The 17,682-nt window shown below is 64.3% G+C and carries 13 protein-coding genes and 1 pseudogene; 10 read left to right on the top strand and 4 right to left on the bottom strand.

Annotated features, from left to right (window positions below):
• Window positions 1–106: 106 nt before the first annotated feature.
• The 3 genes from IVA91_RS10705 to ugpB all read right to left on the bottom strand — a co-directional run bounded on the left by IVA91_RS10705 (window position 107) and on the right by ugpB (window position 4,667).
• Window positions 107–1,729: an ABC transporter substrate-binding protein gene (locus IVA91_RS10705; protein ID WP_247281886.1), complete on the bottom strand. Its 1,623-nt coding sequence runs from the start codon at window positions 1,727–1,729 to the stop codon at window positions 107–109.
• 385 nt (window positions 1,730–2,114) lie between these two features.
• The gene (locus IVA91_RS10700) at window positions 2,115–3,074 is read right to left on the bottom strand and encodes an aminoglycoside 3'-phosphotransferase/choline kinase family protein (RefSeq protein WP_247281887.1); all 960 of its coding nucleotides are present in this window, start codon (window positions 3,072–3,074) and stop codon (window positions 2,115–2,117) included.
• Window positions 3,075–3,284: 210 nt separating this feature from the next.
• Entirely contained in the window at window positions 3,285–4,667 is a 1,383-nt protein-coding gene (gene ugpB / locus IVA91_RS10695) for a sn-glycerol-3-phosphate ABC transporter substrate-binding protein UgpB (protein ID WP_247281888.1), read from the bottom strand.
• A 143-nt stretch (window positions 4,668–4,810) separates the two neighbouring features.
• Here ugpB and IVA91_RS10690 point away from each other — a divergent pair, with 143 nt between their 5' ends.
• The 10 genes and pseudogenes from IVA91_RS10690 (at window position 4,811) to IVA91_RS10645 (ending at window position 16,160) form a co-directional block, all read left to right on the top strand.
• Window positions 4,811–5,806: a TRAP transporter substrate-binding protein gene (locus IVA91_RS10690; RefSeq protein WP_247281889.1), complete on the top strand. Its 996-nt coding sequence runs from the start codon at window positions 4,811–4,813 to the stop codon at window positions 5,804–5,806.
• A gap of 6 nt (window positions 5,807–5,812) precedes the next feature.
• Window positions 5,813–7,891, top strand: a complete 2,079-nt coding sequence (locus tag IVA91_RS10685) for an ATP-binding protein (RefSeq protein WP_247281890.1) — start codon at window positions 5,813–5,815, stop codon at window positions 7,889–7,891.
• Entirely contained in the window at window positions 7,861–9,606 is a 1,746-nt protein-coding gene (locus tag IVA91_RS10680; protein ID WP_247281891.1) for a DUF3369 domain-containing protein, read from the top strand. Before IVA91_RS10685 ends, IVA91_RS10680 begins: the two co-directional genes overlap by 31 nt.
• A gap of 10 nt (window positions 9,607–9,616) precedes the next feature.
• Window positions 9,617–10,354, top strand: coding sequence for a response regulator (locus IVA91_RS10675; RefSeq protein ID WP_247281892.1), 738 nt, complete (start codon window positions 9,617–9,619; stop codon window positions 10,352–10,354).
• A 338-nt stretch (window positions 10,355–10,692) separates the two neighbouring features.
• Window positions 10,693–11,304 carry a sigma-70 family RNA polymerase sigma factor gene (locus tag IVA91_RS10670; protein WP_247281893.1) on the top strand — a complete coding sequence of 204 codons (612 nt, stop codon included), beginning with the start codon at window positions 10,693–10,695 and terminating at the stop codon, window positions 11,302–11,304.
• Between the two features lie 367 nt (window positions 11,305–11,671).
• Window positions 11,672–12,369, top strand: a pseudogene (locus IVA91_RS10665) (cytochrome c biogenesis CcdA family protein).
• A gap of 31 nt (window positions 12,370–12,400) precedes the next feature.
• Window positions 12,401–13,003: a thioredoxin family protein gene (locus tag IVA91_RS10660; RefSeq protein WP_247281895.1), complete on the top strand. Its 603-nt coding sequence runs from the start codon at window positions 12,401–12,403 to the stop codon at window positions 13,001–13,003.
• A 51-nt stretch (window positions 13,004–13,054) separates the two neighbouring features.
• A complete protein-coding gene (locus IVA91_RS10655; protein ID WP_247281896.1) occupies window positions 13,055–14,026 on the top strand; it encodes a hypothetical protein in 972 nt (323 codons plus the stop codon).
• 448 nt (window positions 14,027–14,474) lie between these two features.
• A complete protein-coding gene (locus IVA91_RS10650) occupies window positions 14,475–15,068 on the top strand; it encodes a L,D-transpeptidase (protein ID WP_247281897.1) in 594 nt (197 codons plus the stop codon).
• A gap of 54 nt (window positions 15,069–15,122) precedes the next feature.
• Window positions 15,123–16,160, top strand: a complete 1,038-nt coding sequence (locus tag IVA91_RS10645) for an amino acid ABC transporter substrate-binding protein (RefSeq protein ID WP_247282050.1) — start codon at window positions 15,123–15,125, stop codon at window positions 16,158–16,160.
• Window positions 16,161–16,416: 256 nt separating this feature from the next.
• Here the strand turns inward: IVA91_RS10645 and IVA91_RS10640 are convergent, their stop codons facing one another.
• Window positions 16,417–17,556 (bottom strand): acyl-CoA dehydrogenase family protein, encoded by a 1,140-nt coding sequence (locus IVA91_RS10640; protein WP_247281898.1) that lies wholly within the window; start codon window positions 17,554–17,556, stop codon window positions 16,417–16,419.
• Between the last annotated feature and the right edge of the window lie 126 nt (window positions 17,557–17,682).

Below are 17,682 nucleotides of genomic sequence, written 5' to 3'. Positions count from 1 at the left end.
CCCCGCCCCTCCCCCACAAGGGGGGAGGGAGTGAGAGAGCAGTGGCCACCTCACTCGGAAACGCAGCCAGAGTCGCGACCATATCGCGCGCGCCGACCATGCCCCCTCACCCCTTCGCCATCGCGCGGTAATCCAGGCGGCGGTGGAACCAGTACTGGTAGCCGCTGATGTTCTTCTGCATCGCGACGTTGACGAAGGGCTGGTACAGCGGGATGCGCGGAAGGTCGGAATAGGCGAGATCGACGAAGCCTTTTACGTCGGCCTCATAGGCTGCCTTGTCGCCGGTGGCTGCGGCCGTGCGCGCGCCGTCGATGAGCTTGTCCATCTCCGCCGACTTGTAGCTCATGGTGTTGAAGACGGAATTGTTGCCGTGATAGCACCAGTAGAAGAAGTATTCGGGGTAATCGAGCCAGCCCGAGAACACGTTGGTGAAAAGCGGCATCTCCTTCTTGTTCAATTCGGTGCGCCAGTTGGCGCCGGGCGCCTTGTTGATGGTGGTCTTGATGCCGAGCTGGGCGAGGCTCTCCTGCACCAGCACGCAGAGCGGCTCGTTGACGCCGGCGAAGTTGAGATCGAATGAGATCGTGGTCTCGAAACCGTTGGCGTAGCCGGCTTCGCTGAGCAGCGCCTTCGCCTTGTCCATGTCGGTGTTGAATTTGTGCGGCTGCGGCCAGGCGACTTCGGTCGGCTTGTCCTTGGGCGCGCCGAACATGGGATTGCCGAGCCCGAACAGCACCGCTTCCATGATCTTCTGGTACGGCAATGCAAAGGCGATGGCCTGCCGCACCTTGGGATTGTCGAACGGCGGCTTGGTGACGTTCATGCCGATATACTGGATGCCGTTGGAGAACGGCAGCGATACAACGTTGAGCTTGCCGTTCGCCTTCATCTCCTGAAAATCCCTGAACGGCAGCTCATAGGAGATGTCGGCATCGCCGCGCTCGAGCAGGGCCCGGCGGTTGCCGGCCTGCGGCACCATGCGCCAGATCACGCGCTTGATCTTGGGCAAGGGACCGCCGACCCAATCCTCGTTGCGCTCCACGATGACCTCGGTGCCGGCCGTCCACTTCGTCACCTTGTAGGCGCCGGAGCCCGCGGTCTGCTGCTTGGTGAATTCGAGGCCCCAACGGTCCTTCTCGCTGGCGTTCTTCTTCACCAACTCGGAATTGACGATGCAGGGCACGATGACCGCGAGATCGGGAATCGTCAGCTTGTCCTTCTTCAGGAAATCGACGCGCACCGTATGGTCGTCGATGACGACGAACTGCTCCGGCTTGGTCAGCGAGCCCGCGCTCATCTGGAAGGTCGGGAAGCCGCCGACGCTGACGGCGCGGTCGAGCGACCATTTCACGTCCTTGGCGGTGACCGGCGCCCCGTCGTGGAATTTGGCGTTCTTCTTCAGCTTGAAGGTGACCGACATGTCGTCGATCTTGAAGTCCTCGGCGAGCTCGCCCTTGAACTTGTCGCGGTCGTAATAAGGCACGCCGCCGGGACCGCTCTTCATCTCGTGGCTGATCAGGCGGTCGTAGCAATTCCAGGACACCTCATAGCCGGGCACGTTGGTGCCGACGCCGTGGATGTCGAGATTGTTGGGGCCGCCCTCGGAGACGATCAGCAGCGTCTCGGAGCGCGCATCGGCTTCGGCCGAGGAGATCATCGAGGGCATGGCCGGGAGCGCCGCGCCAGCGGCCAATCCGGAAACGGACTTGAGGAAATCGCGGCGCTTCATGAAATCGCTCCAACACAAAGTTTTTGGTTGGAGCCGGATTCGCAAGGTTCGTGCCAAGGCTTAATGGAGGCTTAGCCTGATCCTAAGACATTGGTATTCCACGAAAATGAAGGCAGGAGGCCTTTCACAGCCGATGCGGCACGCTCCTCTTCTGCATACAAGGACAGGAAATTGCCTAAATATTAAGCCGGAGCGCAGAGGCCCATTCAGAGGCGATAGCAGAATCCCTTGAGCAGGTAGCGTGGCGACCTGCTGAAGCGATGAGGATTGGCCGTCATTCCAGGGCGATGCGCAGCATCGAGCCCGGAATCCATCCAGCCGCAGAATGCGCGGGACAATGATTCCGGGCTTGCCGCTCCGCAGCGCCCCGGACTGTGGGGCGGGATCACCCAGGCCAGATCAGCTCCTGCAATTCGACCAGATCATTCGCCCTCTCCTGCCAGCCTTCGACACAGATGTGGCTGTTGAGGTCGCTGGCCCGGTGCAGCAGCATCAGCGCCATCAGGCGCCGCTTGAGCGCGAAGTCGAGCTTTGCATAGCCAAAGCCGTCGAGCAGGCTGCGCACCCTGCCCGGCCGTCCCGCCGCCATGAAAGCGCTGGGCCCGAGCAAATCGTAATCGCGCCACCCCGTCAGGACGTCGCCGAAGTCAAACAGGCCGGCGAGCGACCATTGGCCGTCATCACAGGCGAGCAGAAAATTCTCCGGAATGTATTCGCCGATCAGGATCACCGGCGGCGCATCCATTGGAATGAGTTTTGCCGCATCGCGCAGGAGATCGTCGAGGCCGGCGAGGAATTTCGGCGCGAGACCGAGGCGCGTGTGCCGCGCCTTACAGCCCTGCATCTGGGCGTGCATGAACGCGTCCCAGCGCGGCTCGATGGACGCGAGCTCCCCTAGCGGAACGCGCTGCACGGAGGCGATGATCTCTCCGATCTGGCGCAGCAGACGCTCCTTCTGCCGCTCCGGCAGTGAGGGCCAGACCTCCGAGCCCAGCGTGCCGGCAAGCCGCGTGATGACGAGATAGGGCCAGCCGTCGCGCATCCCGTCCGCGACGATCTCGGGGATCGGCAGGTGCAGACGGCCGGCGAGCTGCGTCAGCGAGGCGCGCTCCGAGGCGAACTGCGCTGCGAGCAGCGGCGGGAAGATCTTCAGGATCAGCGTGTCGCCGAGGCCGACCACGAGATTGGTGCCGGTCGCAAATACCTGCGGCGAGCCGGCATCGAGGCCGTGGCTGCGGGCGATGTCGAGCGCGATCGGCAGCCATTGCGCGGACGCGGAGCGGAAGGCGCGGAAGCTTGCGGCATCGGTGAGGTGAGGCAGCTGTTGCGACGGACCTTTGGTCATCCGCATTCACTCAGCAAGAGAAGCTTGATTGACTCAGTGCAAACCGAGCAGGCGGTGCACCTCTCCCGCTTGCGGGAGAGGTCGACGCGAAGCGTCGGGTGAGGGTTTTCTCCTCTAGGGGATTGTCCCGTTGCGGAGTCAACCCTCTCCCCTGCCCTCCCCCGCAGGCGGGGGAGGGAGCGCACCTTCTTTGCGACGGCACCGAGGTGCCTACCGCTCCGGGCTGGCACGCTCGAACTGGCGCAAGAGCTTGTTACCGCGCTCGACTGCCGAATCCAGCGCGGCTTGCGCGCTCTTGTGGCCGGAGAAAGCCTGCTCCAGCTCGTCCTCGATCACGCCGCGGATCAGAATGAAGGAGCCAAGCCGGACGCCCTTGGAGTTCTCCGTCGGCGGATGCAGCGTGATCTGCTCGAACGAGATCGCCGAGCCGGGATTGCGCTCGTAGAATCCCTGCGCCCGCGTCAGCTCGAAGGCGGCGCGGGTGATCGGCAGATAGCCGGTGTTCTGATGCCAGGCGGCCTGCACGCCGGGCTGCGACAGATAGGCGAAGAACCGCGCCACGCCCTTGTATTCCTCGCGCGGCCGGTCGCGCAGCACCCAGAGCGTGGCACCGCCGATGATCGAATTCTGCGGCGCGCCGTTCACGTCGGGCCAGTACGGCATCATGCCGTAGCCGATCTCGAACTTCGAATTCGCCTTGATGTCGGCCCGCGTTGCCGAGGAGCCGATGAAGATGCCGCATTCGCCGTTCTGGAAACGCGGCTCGGCCGCTTGTCCGCGGCCGCTGTAGTCGAACAGCTTGGTCTTCCGCCACTCGCTGAGCACTGCGATGTGATGCACGAGAGACGGATTGTTGATGGTCAATTCCGCATCCAGCCCGGCAAAGCCGTTCGCCCGCGTCGCCAGCGGCAGATTGTGAAAGGCGGAGAAATTCTCGACATGGATCCAGGACGGCCAGGACGTGGTGAAGCCGCAAGGAGCACCGCGCTCGCGCAGGCGCTTTGCAGCTAGTCCCAATTCCGGCCAGGTCTTCGGCGGCGTTTCCGGATCGAGGCCCGCATCCCGGAACATGGTCTTGTTGTAGTAGAGGATCGGCGTCGAAGAATTGAACGGGAATGACAACAGATTGCCGGCTGCATCGGTGTAATAGCCGGAGACGGCGGGGAGGTAATCGCTCAGCGAGAACGGCTCGCCCTGGTCCCGCATCAGGCTGAACACCGGATAGATCGCGCCCTTCGCTGCGGTCATGGTGGCGGTGGCGACCTCATTGACCTGGACGATCGCGGGCTGGCTGCGCGAGCGGAAGGCGAAGATCGCCGCCGTCACCGTTTCGGTGTAATTGCCCTTGTACGCAGGCACGATCCGGTAATCGGATTGCGAAGCGTTGAAGTCAGCGGCAAGCTTGTCGAGCTGCCGGCCGAGCTCGCCGGACATCGCGTGCCACAGCGCGATGTCCGTGGCGGCACGCACCGGAGTGGCCCAGGCGACAGCCGCAAAGACGGCGGCGACCTGCAAAAAGCGCAATGCTGAAATCACGATGGCTCTTCCCGGCGCGCGCGACAAAAGGCGGCTGCCCTGCTTAAGGCGCGGCATTGGCAGTTTCAACCGGGAATGCGCGGCGGCCGCGCCGCACAATCGGCCCACCGCCCGGAGCGGGATGGCCTTCCCTTTACCATCTGCTAGATTGCGTTGAACCTTTTCCTTCCGCCACAGACTGCACCACTGAGGGGTTGAGTGTGCCAGTGCTGAGCCGTGCCGAACTCTCGCGGACCGGGGTGATCTTCGTCGCGCTTCTGCTTGCCGTCTGTGCAACGGACGCCGTTGCGCGCGAATTTCGCGCCGCCGATACCCAGACCGAGGATTACCCGACCGTCCAGGCGCTGCGCTACATGGGGACGCTGATCGCCGAGCGCACCGGCGGCCGGCACGAGATCAAGGTGTTCCACTCCCGCCAGCTCGGTGAGGAAAAGGAGACCATCGAGCAGACCCGCGCTGGCGCGATCGACCTCAACCGGACCAACGTGGCGCTGATCGGCAATTTCGTTCCGGCGATGAATGTGCTGGCCATGCCGTTCCTGTTTCGGTCCATCGAGCACATGCAGAAGGTGCTGGACGGGCCGATCGGCAGCGAGATCCTCGGCAGCTTCGAGCCCTATGGGTTCGTCGGGCTCGCCTTCTACGATTCCGGCGCGCGGTCGATCTACAACGCTCTCCGCCCGGTCCGAAGCGTCGCCGATCTCAAGGGAATGCGGATCCGGGTACAGCAGTCGGAGTTGATGAGCCAGATGATGCGCGCGCTCGGCGCCGAAGCGGTCGAGCTGCCTTACGGGCAGGTGCTCACCGGGCTTGCCAACCACCTGATCGACGGCGCCGAAAACAACTGGCCATCCTTCGTGACGACAGACCATTACAAACACGCCGGCCATTACACGCTCACCGAGCACACGATGAGCCCGGAAGTGCTGGTGATCTCGCTGAAGGCCTGGAAGAGCCTCTCGGCGGAGGAGCAGGTGATCTTCAGGGAGGCCGCGCAGCGCTCTGGCCGCTTCATGCGCGAGAAATGGCGCGATCTCGAGGAGCAGTCGCAGCGCAAGGCCCAGGACGCGGGCGTCACGGTCATCAAGGACGTCGACCGCAAGCCGTTCGAGGAGGCGATGGCCCCAATCTATGCCAAGGCTGGGCGTGATCCGGCCGCGGCCGCGCTGATCGAACGCATTCGCAAGGTGGAGTAGAGCTTCTTGGCTGGGCTCGGACACAGCGAGACCGCAGAGAGGCCGCCCGGCCCGCTCGGACGGGTGCGCGCGCGCATCGTCGCCGCGCTCCGGGCGGTGCCGATCCGCTGGCGCATCCTGTCAATCGCGGCGCTGAACTCCGCCGTGGTGGTGGTGCTGGTCGCGATGATCTGGAACGGCGTGCAAGTGCTGGGCTCGGCCTGGGACGACGTGCGCCAGGTGCGCGAGTCCGACCGGATCCTGGCGCTGCTCGAAAGCGAGACCGGGCGGCTGCAAAACCTGATCCACCGCTACATCAACCAGCCGAGCCCGGACCTGTTCGCCGAGATCCTGCTGCTGCGCGAGGCGGTGCTGGGCACGCTGACGGGCCGCGCCACCAAGGACCCGATGCTGTCAGGCTCGGTCGAGGAGCTCGAGCGCACCACCGACCGCTTCCTCAACGGCTTTGGCGAGCTGCGCAGCGTGCAAGCCACCATCGCCAAGACCTATGAGGAGCAGGTGCAGGGTCCGGCCAGGGACATGGCCGGGCTCTATTCCATCATCGAAGGCGCCACCGGCCATCGCGACGCGCTGATCTGGCCCTCGCTCGGAAAATCCCGCGAGGCTTTCACCGCGATGCTGGTCGCGGCCAATTCGTACTATCTGTCGCTGTCGTCAGGCGCGGCCGACGACGCGCGGCGCAACACCGAGACGATCGAGAAGACCATCCCGGTCATGATCGACCTCGCCGACAACGACCTCCAGCGCATGGCCTTGCGGCGGCTCGCGGACCGCACCGCGTCCTTGCGCGAGGGCTTTGCAAAACTGTCCGAGCAGCTGGCGAGCCGCACCGAGCTGTTGCGCAACACCATCGACGCCAGCCAAGCCGAGGCGATCGGCGCCATCGACGACCTCTCGACCAAGATGCGCCACCGCGAGCAGAAGGCGCAGGAGACTTTCGACCGCACGCTGGCCGACATCTCTCGCCGCGTACTCTCCGTTGCGGTGATCTTCCTCGGCATCATCCTCGCCGCCGGCGTCTTGATCGCGCTGTCGATCCGCCTGCCGCTCCAGCAGCTCATGACGGCGATGCGCGCGATCACGCTCGGCGACCTCGGCCGCGAGGTGCAGGGCACCAAGGCACGCGACGAGGTCGGCGCGATGGCGCGCGCCGTGGAAGTGTTCCGCGAGAACGCCATCGCCAAGCGCCAGACCGAGGACGAGCTGCGCGCGTCGAAGGAAAAAGCCGAGAGTGCGCTGCTCGAGCTCAACACCGCACAGCAGAATCTGATCGACGCCGAGCGCCTCGCCGCGCTCGGCGGCTTGGTTGCCGGCGTCGCCCACGAGGTCAACAATCCGATCGGCATCAGCCTGACGGTCGCTTCGAGCTTTGCCCGGCGAAGCGAGATCTTCGAGGCGCAGCTCAAGGGCGATGGGGGCCTGCGCCGCTCGCAGCTGGAAGAATTCGTGCAGTCCTCGCGCGAGGCCTCGCAGCAGCTGGTTGCCAACCTCCAGCGCGCCGGCGAGCTGATCCAGTCGTTCAAGCAGGTCGCGGTCGACCGCTCCCATGCCGAGCGTCGGCAGTTCTCGCTCAGCGAGGCCACCGAGCAGATCATCGCCAGCTTGCGCCCGGTGCTGAAGCGCTCGCCGATCACGCTTCAGGTCGACGTGCCCGAAGGGCTCCTGCTCGACGGCTATCCCGGCTCCTACGGCCAGATTCTGACCAACCTGTTCCTCAATGCCGCCAACCACGCCTTCGCCGACGGACGTGCCGGCACCATCATCATCTCGGCGCGGCCGCGCGGGACCGACGACATCGAGATCAGCTTCACCGATGACGGCGCCGGCATGACCCCCGACGTGCAGCGCCAGGCCTTTGACCCTTTCTTTACCACCCGGCGCAATGAAGGCGGCACGGGACTTGGCCTCCATATCGTCTATAACCTCGTCACCCAGCAGCTCGGCGGCCGCATGATGCTGGAATCCAAGCTGGGACAAGGCACTACATTTCGCATTATCATGCCGCGCATTGCCAAGGGCGGCGCGCAAAGCACAGAAAGTGACGGGACTTCTCAATGGCCGAACAGGACGATGTCCTCCACCTGATCGACGACACCGGTACCGCGTCGGAGGATGCCAACACCCGGAAATGGAAGATCGCCGTCATCGACGACGATCCGGCCGTGCATGACGGCACCCGTTTCGCGCTGTCCGACTACAGCCTCAACGGCCAGCGCCTGGAGATCCTGTCGGCCTATTCCGCGGCAGAAGGTCGCAAGCTGATGGCCGAGCACGGCGACATCGCCGCCGTGCTGCTCGACGTCATCATGGAGACCGACGTCGCAGGCCTCGAGCTCGTCGAATTCATCCGCAACGAGATCAAGAACGAGACTGTCCGCATCATCCTGCGCACCGGGCAGCCCGGCCAGGCGCCCGAGCGGCGGGTGATCGTGCAGTACGACATCAACGACTACAAGGCCAAGACCGAGCTCACCGCCGACAAGCTGTTTACCTCGCTGACCGCGGCGCTGCGCTCCTATCAGCAGCTCGAGCGCATGGTGCAGACGCGGCGCGGGCTCGAGATCATCATCGACGCCGCCTCGACGCTGTACGACTTCAAGTCGATGCAGCGGCTCGCCGAGGGCGTGCTGACCCAGCTCGCCTCGCTGCTCAACGTCGACTGCGCCGGCATCCTGGTCTTGCGCGACAATGGCGGCATCGACCCCGAGCTCTCGGTGCTCGCCGGCAGCGGCTGCTACAGCCGCTTCATCGGCAGCACGACATCGAAGGCGCTTGATCCCGATCTGCGCGAGATGGTGGAAGCCGCGTTCCAGCGCCGCAAGAACGAATTCGCCGACCACCGCAGCGTGATCTACTTGCGCACCGGCAGCGGCCGCGAGGTGGTGGTGCTGCTCCAGGCCGAGCGCGAACTGTCCGAGACCGACCGTTCGCTGGTCGAGATCTTCTCCAGCCGGCTCTCGATCGCCTTCGACAATGTGATCCTCTATCAGCAGCTTCAGGACGCCAACACGCAGCTGGAGGATCGCGTCGCCCAGCGCACCCGCGCGCTGATGCAGGCCAACCGCCGCCTGTCCGCGCAATGGCTGCGGCTCCAGCGCGCCAACGGCTTCAAGAACGAGATTTTGGGCACCGTCGCGCACGATCTGAAGAATCCGCTCGGCGTCATCCTCGGCCGCACCGAGATGCTGAAGGAGCTGATCTCGACCGGCGCATCGGAAAGCGGCGTGGTTGCTCAGGTCGATCACATCCGTGATGCCACCAAGCGGCTGACCACGATGGTCGATCACCTGATTTCGGACGCGATGGCCGATGCTTTCGACATCACCATCCGCCGCGAGCCGGTCGACGTCGCGGCCCTGGTCAAGGAGGTCGCCGATGCCAACCAGCCGCTCGCCGTCAACAAGCAGCAGACGATCAGCGTCGCCGCGCCGCCCAACATCGTCACCATGTGCGATACCGACCGCATCCGCGAGGCGATCGACAACCTCATCAGCAACGCCATCAAATACTCGCCGATCGGCGGCAAGATCACCGTCGCCGTGACCCATGAGGGTACCGAAACCACCGTCCGGGTCAGCGACGAGGGTGCCGGCCTGTCGCCGGAGGATCTCGGCCGCTTGTTCGGTCGGTTCCAGCGCCTGTCCGCAAAGCCGACCGCCGGCGAGAGCTCGACGGGGCTTGGGTTGTCCATCGTCAAGCGCATTATCGACATGCATGGCGGCGAGGTGACCGCCAACAGCGACGGCCCTGGCAAGGGCTCGACCTTCACCATCACCCTCCCCGCGACCGAAATGCCGTGATCTCAAGACCATGACCCAAAGCCAGCACATCATGATCGTCGACGACGAGGCCCCGGCCCGGGAGATGGTCGGCGATTACCTCAAGATGCACGGCTTCACCGTGACGCTGTGCGACGGCGGCAAGTCCTTGCGCGCCGCGATCCAGGGCAGCATGCCCGACCTCGTCGTACTCGACCTCAACATGCCCGAGGAAGACGGGCTCTCGATCATCCGCGATCTCAAGAGCCGCATCAACGTGCCCGTGATCATGCTGACGGCGACCGCGAGCCCGATCGACCGCGTCGTCGGGCTCGAGCTCGGCGCCGATGATTACGTGGCAAAACCGTGCGAGCTGCGCGAGCTGATGGCGCGCATCCGTTCGGTGCTGCGGCGAAGCGGGCCGGCCAAGGCTGCCGCGCCGGACGCCGCGGCCGCAAAGTCCGACAAGGACCAATTGGTGCGCTTCGGCACCAAATGGCTCGATCTCGAAGCGCAGGCCTTGCGCGACGACGAGGGCAACGAGCATCCGCTGACCGCCTCCGAGTTCGGGCTGCTCAAAGTGTTCGCGGCCAATCCGAAACGCGTGCTGTCGCGCGAGCGCCTGCTGGAGCTCGCCAACGCGCGCGACGCCGAGGCCTTCGACCGCGCGGTCGACCTGCGCATCATGCGCATCCGCCGCAAGATCGAGCCCGACCCGGCAAAACCCGCCGTGATCCGCACCATCCGCGGCGGCGGCTATCTGTTCTCGCCGGCCGGCGAGAAGGCGTAAATCGCGCGGCAAATAAAGTTGTCGTCCCGGACAAGCGCGCCCTTAGGCGCGAAGCGAACCCGGGACGACAGGAGAGTGTTTGGCGCACCAAACGCAAGGGCCGGAAATCCGTTCCCGGCGCGTACGCCCGGCTTTACCCCCCTATCCCGTATTTTCCGCACATTGAAATTCCACGATTTTTTGCCCCGAATGTTTCGTCGCACCCCTTCCGAAGAAACAATTTGGCGGCGCACGAAACCATTTTCTCCTTTTCGTGCAGACGTCCCGAAACGTTGGCTCATTAACACTCCGGCTTAAGGAAACGCCGCTCGGTTGCGGCGCTACGGGGAGCTAAGTCCATGCCGAACGTCATTGCCATCAACGCCCAAGCCAGCCACAGCATCATTGCCGTTCAGGCGACTTCGGACGATATGCTTCTCGAAAGCATCGCCGACGGCAACCGGACGGCCATGCACATGCTGTACTGCCGCCATAACGTTCGGGTGTACCGCTTCATCCTGCGCATCGTGCGCGATGCCACCACGGCGGAAGATCTGGTCAGTCAGGTGTTTCTGGACGTGTGGCGGACCGCAGGCCAGTTCCAAGGCCGCTCGCAGGTCTCGACCTGGCTGCTCTCGATCGCCCGCTTCAAGGCGCTGACCGCGATGCGCCAGCGGCGCTTCGAGGACATCGACCAGGAGGACGTGCGCCAGATCCCCGACGATGCCGAGACGCCCGAGACCTCGCTCGATCGCAACGATACCAGCGCCATCCTCCGCGCCTGCGTGCAGAAGCTGTCGCCCGCCCACCGCGAGATCATCAATCTCGTCTACTACCACGAGAAGTCGGTGGAGGAGGTCGGCCAGATCATCGGCATCCCGCAGAGCACGGTGAAGACGCGGATGTTCTACGCCCGCAAACAACTGGCCGATTTGCTTAAGGGCGCCGGCGTGGATCGTTTCGCCGCCTAAGCTCAATGGATTCAATGGGATAGGACCGCTCCTTTGGCCCCATCCCCGGACACGGAAGTGTTACCGCCGACGAAACAATTGAAACAAAGCACAACATCAGGCGGAAAAACTTCCCTCCTATAAAAGTCACATACGGTTTTGCTTAAACCTCCCAAGGACCTCCAGCGACCCGGACGGGATGCCCCCCTCCGGGTCGTTTTGTGTTTGGGGCTAGACTCGTGCCGCGCGCTCCCGCCTCTCCCGCTTGCGGGAGAGGGGGCGCACCGCCGTCGTGGTACGCAGCTCGCTCGTCACGAGGCGTGACGCTGCGTAACGTCTGACACATCCATCCCGAACAGCCCTCGTGACCTCATGCACGAGTGGCTCCATGCTCGAACTTCTCTTCGCCGTCCTTGCCGGAATCCTGACTATCGCCGCGCCGTGCACGCTGCCGATGCTGCCGATCCTGCTCGGCGCCTCGATCGGGCGCGCGGGGCACTTGCGCCCCGCCATGATCGCGCTCGGCTTCGTCATGTCGTTCTCGGCCACCGCGCTGCTGCTCGGAGCAATCACGCGGCTGTTCGATTTCGATCCGAACGTGTTGCGTGAGGCCGCGTCCATCCTGCTGCTCGGCTTCGGCCTGTTGATGCTGTGGCCGACGCCGTTCGAATGGCTGTCGATCCGGCTCAATGGCTGGCTCGATCTCGGCAGCTCTAGCGCCATCCAGCGCGAGGGCGCACTGGGTGGGCTCGTGCTCGGCACCACGCCCGGCCTGGTCTGGACGCCCTGCGCCGGTCCGGTGCTCGGCTCGATCCTGACGCTGGTTGCGACCTCCAAGAATCTGACCTGGGCCGGCACGCTGCTGGTCGCCTACGCCATCGGCGCGGCGATCCCGATGCTGGCCATCGCCTATGGCGGCCAGGCCGCCAGCACGCGGGTGCGCAGCCTCGCCCGCATCTCGCCGCGGCTGCAGCAGGGCTTTGGCATCGTTGTGACGCCTTCGCGGTTGCGGCCTATTTTCAATACGACACGCTGATCGTGGCGTGGCTTACCGGCTTCTATCCCACCGGCCAGATCGGCCTGTGATCATCGCGCATCTCAACCGGAGGACTCGTTCATGACTTTCAAACTGCTCGCTGTGGCCACCGCCCTGATCAGCATGACCATATCAGGCGCCGTCATCCCCGGCATCTGCGACGAGGCCGCACGCGCTGCGCCCGTCGTCACCGCGGCCGCGAGCCAGCAGACCGCGCCCGACTTCACCGGCATCAACACCTGGTTCAACTCGAAACCGCTGAGCATGGCCGAGCTGCGCGGCAAGGTCGTGCTGGTCGACTTCTGGACCTATGGCTGCGTCAACTGCGTCAACACGCTGCCGCACGTCACCGACCTCTACGCCAAGTACAAGGACAAAGGCCTTATCGTTGTCGGCGTGCACACGCCGGAATTCCCGTTCGAGCGTTCCGCCTCCAACGTGCAGGCTGCGCTGAAACGCCACGGCATCACCTATCCGGTGGCGCAGGACAACGATTCCAAGACCTGGAACGCCTACCGCAACCGATATTGGCCGGCGCAGTACATCATCGACCAGACCGGCAAGATCGTGTTCCAGCACGAAGGCGAAGGCAGCTACGACCAGACGGTGGCGCGGCTCCTGAACGTGAACAGCTGCCGCGCCGGCATCGCCCCGCCGGCTTCATCTGTCGTCCTTGTTGCTTGACTCCACGGAGCCGTCCGTGGAGTTTCGCAGCCCCGGAATCAGCCGCCCGCGATGGACGCGACCACCAGCACCGACATCCGCCTTCGTGAAGGCTCCTCGATCGCGCAGCGGCTGATCATGGCCGGCTCTGCGGCCGCGGTTGCGCTGTGCTTCACGCCGGGCCTGTTCACGCACGACGCACTGGAAGTGACCATCTCGGTGGCCGCTCTCCTCCTGGGCGCGGCATTCGTCTGCGGGATTATGCTGGCGCCGGCGGTGGTGTGGATCATCACACCGAACGAGATCCTGATCGGGCAACAGCGTCCTTTCGGAAAGCTCCGCACGCGGGTCGTCCCGAAGGACGACATCAGGGAATTGCAGGTTCCCGGCAGTAAGAGGGCGAAAGCCCGCTTCCAGCTGGCCTTCACGCTGGCCTCCGGGGAACGCCTAACGTCCCCACCGATCTCCGACGTCACGCATGTGCGCGATACCGTGGCCCAGATCGCCGCGCAATTCGGCGTTCCCAACGTCGAGGCACCTAGCAATCCACTCGATGCCAGCAATCCCGAGATGCATCTCGGCGAACCCCTCGAGCCGTTTTCCGCGCGCGACATCCGCATCGTGGCGTTGATCGCTGTCGCACTGTGCGCCGTTCCCTACGCCTACAAACTCTGGCGCGGACTGCCGCCCGGACCGATCGACATCATGCTGCTGCCGGTTGGCGCGATCGCCGCGTTCGCCGTGCACAGATACGCCAATCTCGTGACCGGCGCTTTCTGGATCATCCGGCAACGGGATATTCGCGTCGAACGCCTGTGGGGCGACGGCACGCCGCGCGCCGACCATATCGAGGGCGGCGACGTGAAGGCGATCACGGTCGAGCGCCGCGGCCGATCCGAGGACGAGCACTGCATCGTCGTGATCCGGTTGCACTCCGGGCGGCGCTTCCGCAGCCCCCGCATCGGCTCGCGGCTCGAGGCCCGCGCCGTGGGCGCCGAGATCGTCCGGCGGCTGGGGATCGCGGCGGAGAATAACCGGATTTAGCTCTCACCCTGCTTGCGACAGAGCGGTCGCATCTGGAGAGGAGCTGACAAATCGCCTGCGGCCATCCTTCCAGACGCCCGCCTCCGGCGGGCGCTCAGGATGAGGAACGGAGTCCGCGGCAGCAATTTGAGTGATGCCGCGATGCCTCTTAGCCTCATCCTGAAGAGGCGCGTGAGCGCCGTCTCGACGGACGAGGCGCGCGCTTAGGCCGCCGGGAAGTCCTATGCGATCCCCTTCTCCACACGCGGGGAAAGCGAGTGCGCCGACCTGCCGCGACAATATATGCTTTTCGCGCCATCCCCTGTTTGTGGCATTGCGCCGCCCGTCAAAAAACCAAAGCATTCTCGTGACATACTAGGGCGGCGCGCCATCAACTTGCCATGAACCTGCCCCTCAGGTTTGATGGTTCTGAAATGATTTGCGCTGTGGCAGCGGGGAGAGCTTTTACATGACGGATTTTCGTCGCCTGACCGGGATGTTTGTGGCTGCGATGGGCCTGATCCTGTCGGCTCCCCACGTCTTCGCGCAGCAGCCTGATCGCGGCGACGAGCCGGGCTTGATCGCCGATGACGGCTACCAGCTCGACCAGGAATGGCAGAAGCAGGTGGTCTACTTCCGCACCACCGAGGCGCCCGGTACCATCATCATCTCGACGGCCGAGCGGCACCTTTATCTGGTGCAGCCCGGCGGGCGCGCGATCCGCTACGGCATCGGCGTCGGCCGCGACGGTTTCCAGTGGCAGGGGCTGGTGAACATCACCAACAAGAAGGAATGGCCGGACTGGACGCCGCCGCCCGAGATGATCCAGCGCCAGCCCTATCTGCCGCGTTTCATGGCCGGCGGCCCTGGCAACCCGCTCGGCGCCCGCGCCATGTATCTGGGCACCACGGTCTACCGCATCCACGGCACCAACCGTCCGGATACGATCGGCACCAAGGTGTCCTCGGGTTGCTTCCGCCTGGTCAACAATGACGTCGCCGATCTCTACGATCGCGTCCCGGTCGGGACCAAGGTTGTCATCCGGCAGAAGCCTGAGCTCTGATCTTCCTCGCCTTAGCGAATATTCCTTTTCCCGATTTTTCGAGAGAGCAACATGATGCGCACTTTTCGAGGCGGCCTGCTGATCGGGCTCGCGGTCGCCGTGCTGGTCGCCGTTCTGGCCATCATCTATGAATTCTACGACACCCGCACCCTGAAGCGGACCGTGCGCCGTGGCGAGGTGCTGTGCGGCGTCAACAAGGGCCTGCCGGGCTTCTCGATCCCGGACGACAAGGGCAATTGGACCGGCTTCGACGTCGATTTCTGCCGCGCGGTGGCCGCGGCGATCTTCAACGATCCGGGCAAGGCGAAGTTCGTCGCGCTCGATGCCAGCGAGCGCTTCAAGGAATTGCAGAGCCGGAAGGTGGACATCCTCTCCCGCAACTCGACCTGGAGCATGGCGCGCGAGCTCGACTACGACCTCTATTTCCCGGCCGTGGCCTATTATGACGGCGCAGGTTTCATGCTGCCGCGCTCGCGCAACAAGGAGACGTCGCTCGACCTGACCGGCAGCAAGGTCTGCGTCCAGTCCGGCACCACCACGGCACTCAATGTCGTCGATTACTTCCGTGCCAACAACATGAAGTATGACGAGGTGAAGTTCGACAAGCTCGACGACGTGGTGAAAGCCTACGACACCGGTAAGTGCGATACGCTGAGCGCCGACGTCTCCCAGCTCTATGCGCTCAGGCTGAACCTCTCAAAACCCGGCGACCACATGATCCTGCCGGACATGATCTCCAAGGAGCCGCTCGCCCCGGTCGTGCGCCAGCGCGACGACGACTGGATGATGATCGTGAAGTGGACGCTCTATGCGATGATCAACGCCGAGGAGTTGGGGGTGACCTCGGAGAACATCGACGAAGCCCTGAAGTCGAAGAAGCCGGAAGTGATGCGCCTCGTCGGCACCGAGGGCAATTACGGCGAGCAGCTCGGCCTCACCAAGGACTGGGCCGCCCGCATCATCCGCCATGTCGGCAATTACGGCGAGATGTACGACCGCAACATCGGCGAGAAGTCCAGGCTGAAGATCCCGCGCGGCATGAACCAGCTGTGGAATGCCGGTGGTGTGCAGTATGCACCGCCAATGAGGTAGGAGATCCCTCCGCCGTCATTACGAGCGAAGCGAAGCAATCCAGAATCTTTCCACGGACGCAGTCTGGATTGCTTCGTCGCAAGGGCTCCTCGCAATGACGAGCTTGGGGCAAGCGCTGTCACATTCTCAACTGTCGTCACCCGGCTTAGACCGGGCGATCCAGTATTACGAGATGTCAATCGTATCCGGAAAACCGCGGCGTACTGGATCGCCCGCCTTCGCGGGCGATGACACCGAGGGTGACGTGACGGTGCGCCTAATATCCCCGCGCCCGTGCCAGTTGCTCAGTGTGGTAATTGGCGTCGCCGAACAGTTCCTCGCAGACCCGTGCGCGCTTCATGAAGAAGCCGATGTCGAACTGGTCGGTCATGCCCATGCCGCCGTGCATCTGCACGCCTTCGTGCACCGCGCGCGTCGAGGTGGTGCCGGCGCGGGCCTTGGCGACCGCCACGGCTGAGGCTGCTTTGGCGACATCGGCATCCAGCGCCTGAAGCGCCTTCATGACGGCGGCGCGGGTGATCTCGATGTCGATGTAGAGTTCGGCGGCGCGGTGCTGGAGCGCCTGGAATTCGCCGATCAGCTTGCCGAATTGCTTGCGGCTCTTCAGGTACTCGACGGTGCGATTGAACACCTCTTCGCTCAATCCCACCATTTCGGAGGCGACGGCGCCCCGGCCGATATCGAGCACGCTGTCGAGCAGGCCGGCGGCCTGATCGACCTCGCCGAGCACGCTGTCGGCATTGACCTCGACATTGGCGAATTCGACCCGCGCCGCATTGTGCGCATCGACCATGACGGTGCGTTCGACCGCGATCCCTTTCGCCTTGGAGTCGACCAGGAATAGCGTCAGGCCTTCACGCTCGCCGGCAGCACCCGCGGTGCGCGCGGCGACGATGAGGAGGTCGGCGACGTGCCCGTCGACGACCAGTGCCTTGGCGCCGGAGAGCTTGAAGCCGTTACCGGCGCGCACGGCCCGGAGGCTGGTCTGGAGCGGACGATGCTTTGCGCCTTCGTCGATGGCGAGCGCCGCAAGCAGAGAGCCGCTCGCGATTTTCGGCAAATATTCCGATTTCTGCGCGGCATTGCCGCCGCGATTGAGGGCCGAGGCCGCGACCACGCCGGTGGCGAGGAAGGGGGAAGGCATCAAGGTGCGGCCGATCTCCTCCATGACGACACCGGCCTCGACATAGCCGAGGCCAGAGCCGCCGAACTCTTCGGGGACCAGCAGGCCGGCAAACCCCATCTCGGCGAAGGAATGCCAAAGCTCCTTGGAGAAGCCGGTGGGATCCTTGCTGTCGCGCAAATGGCGCAGGTGCGACACCGGTGCCTTGTCGCTGATCAGCCCGCGCGCGGAGTCGCGGAGCATCGATTGTTCTTCGGTGAGGACGAGGGCCATGTGTCTAAGTCTCTAGTATCGCGCGGAATGAATTGTTGCTGTCATTCCGGGGCGATGCGCAGCATCGAACCCGGAATCTGGAGGTTCCGGGTTCGGTCCTGCGGACCGCCCCGGAACGACGGGACG

The organism is Bradyrhizobium sp. 153 (assembly GCF_023073835.1).
In the GTDB taxonomy this organism is placed as follows: domain Bacteria; phylum Pseudomonadota; class Alphaproteobacteria; order Rhizobiales; family Xanthobacteraceae; genus Bradyrhizobium.
Note: the sequence above shows the minus strand (reverse complement) of the source record. Positions and strands in the feature narration are given on the sequence as shown.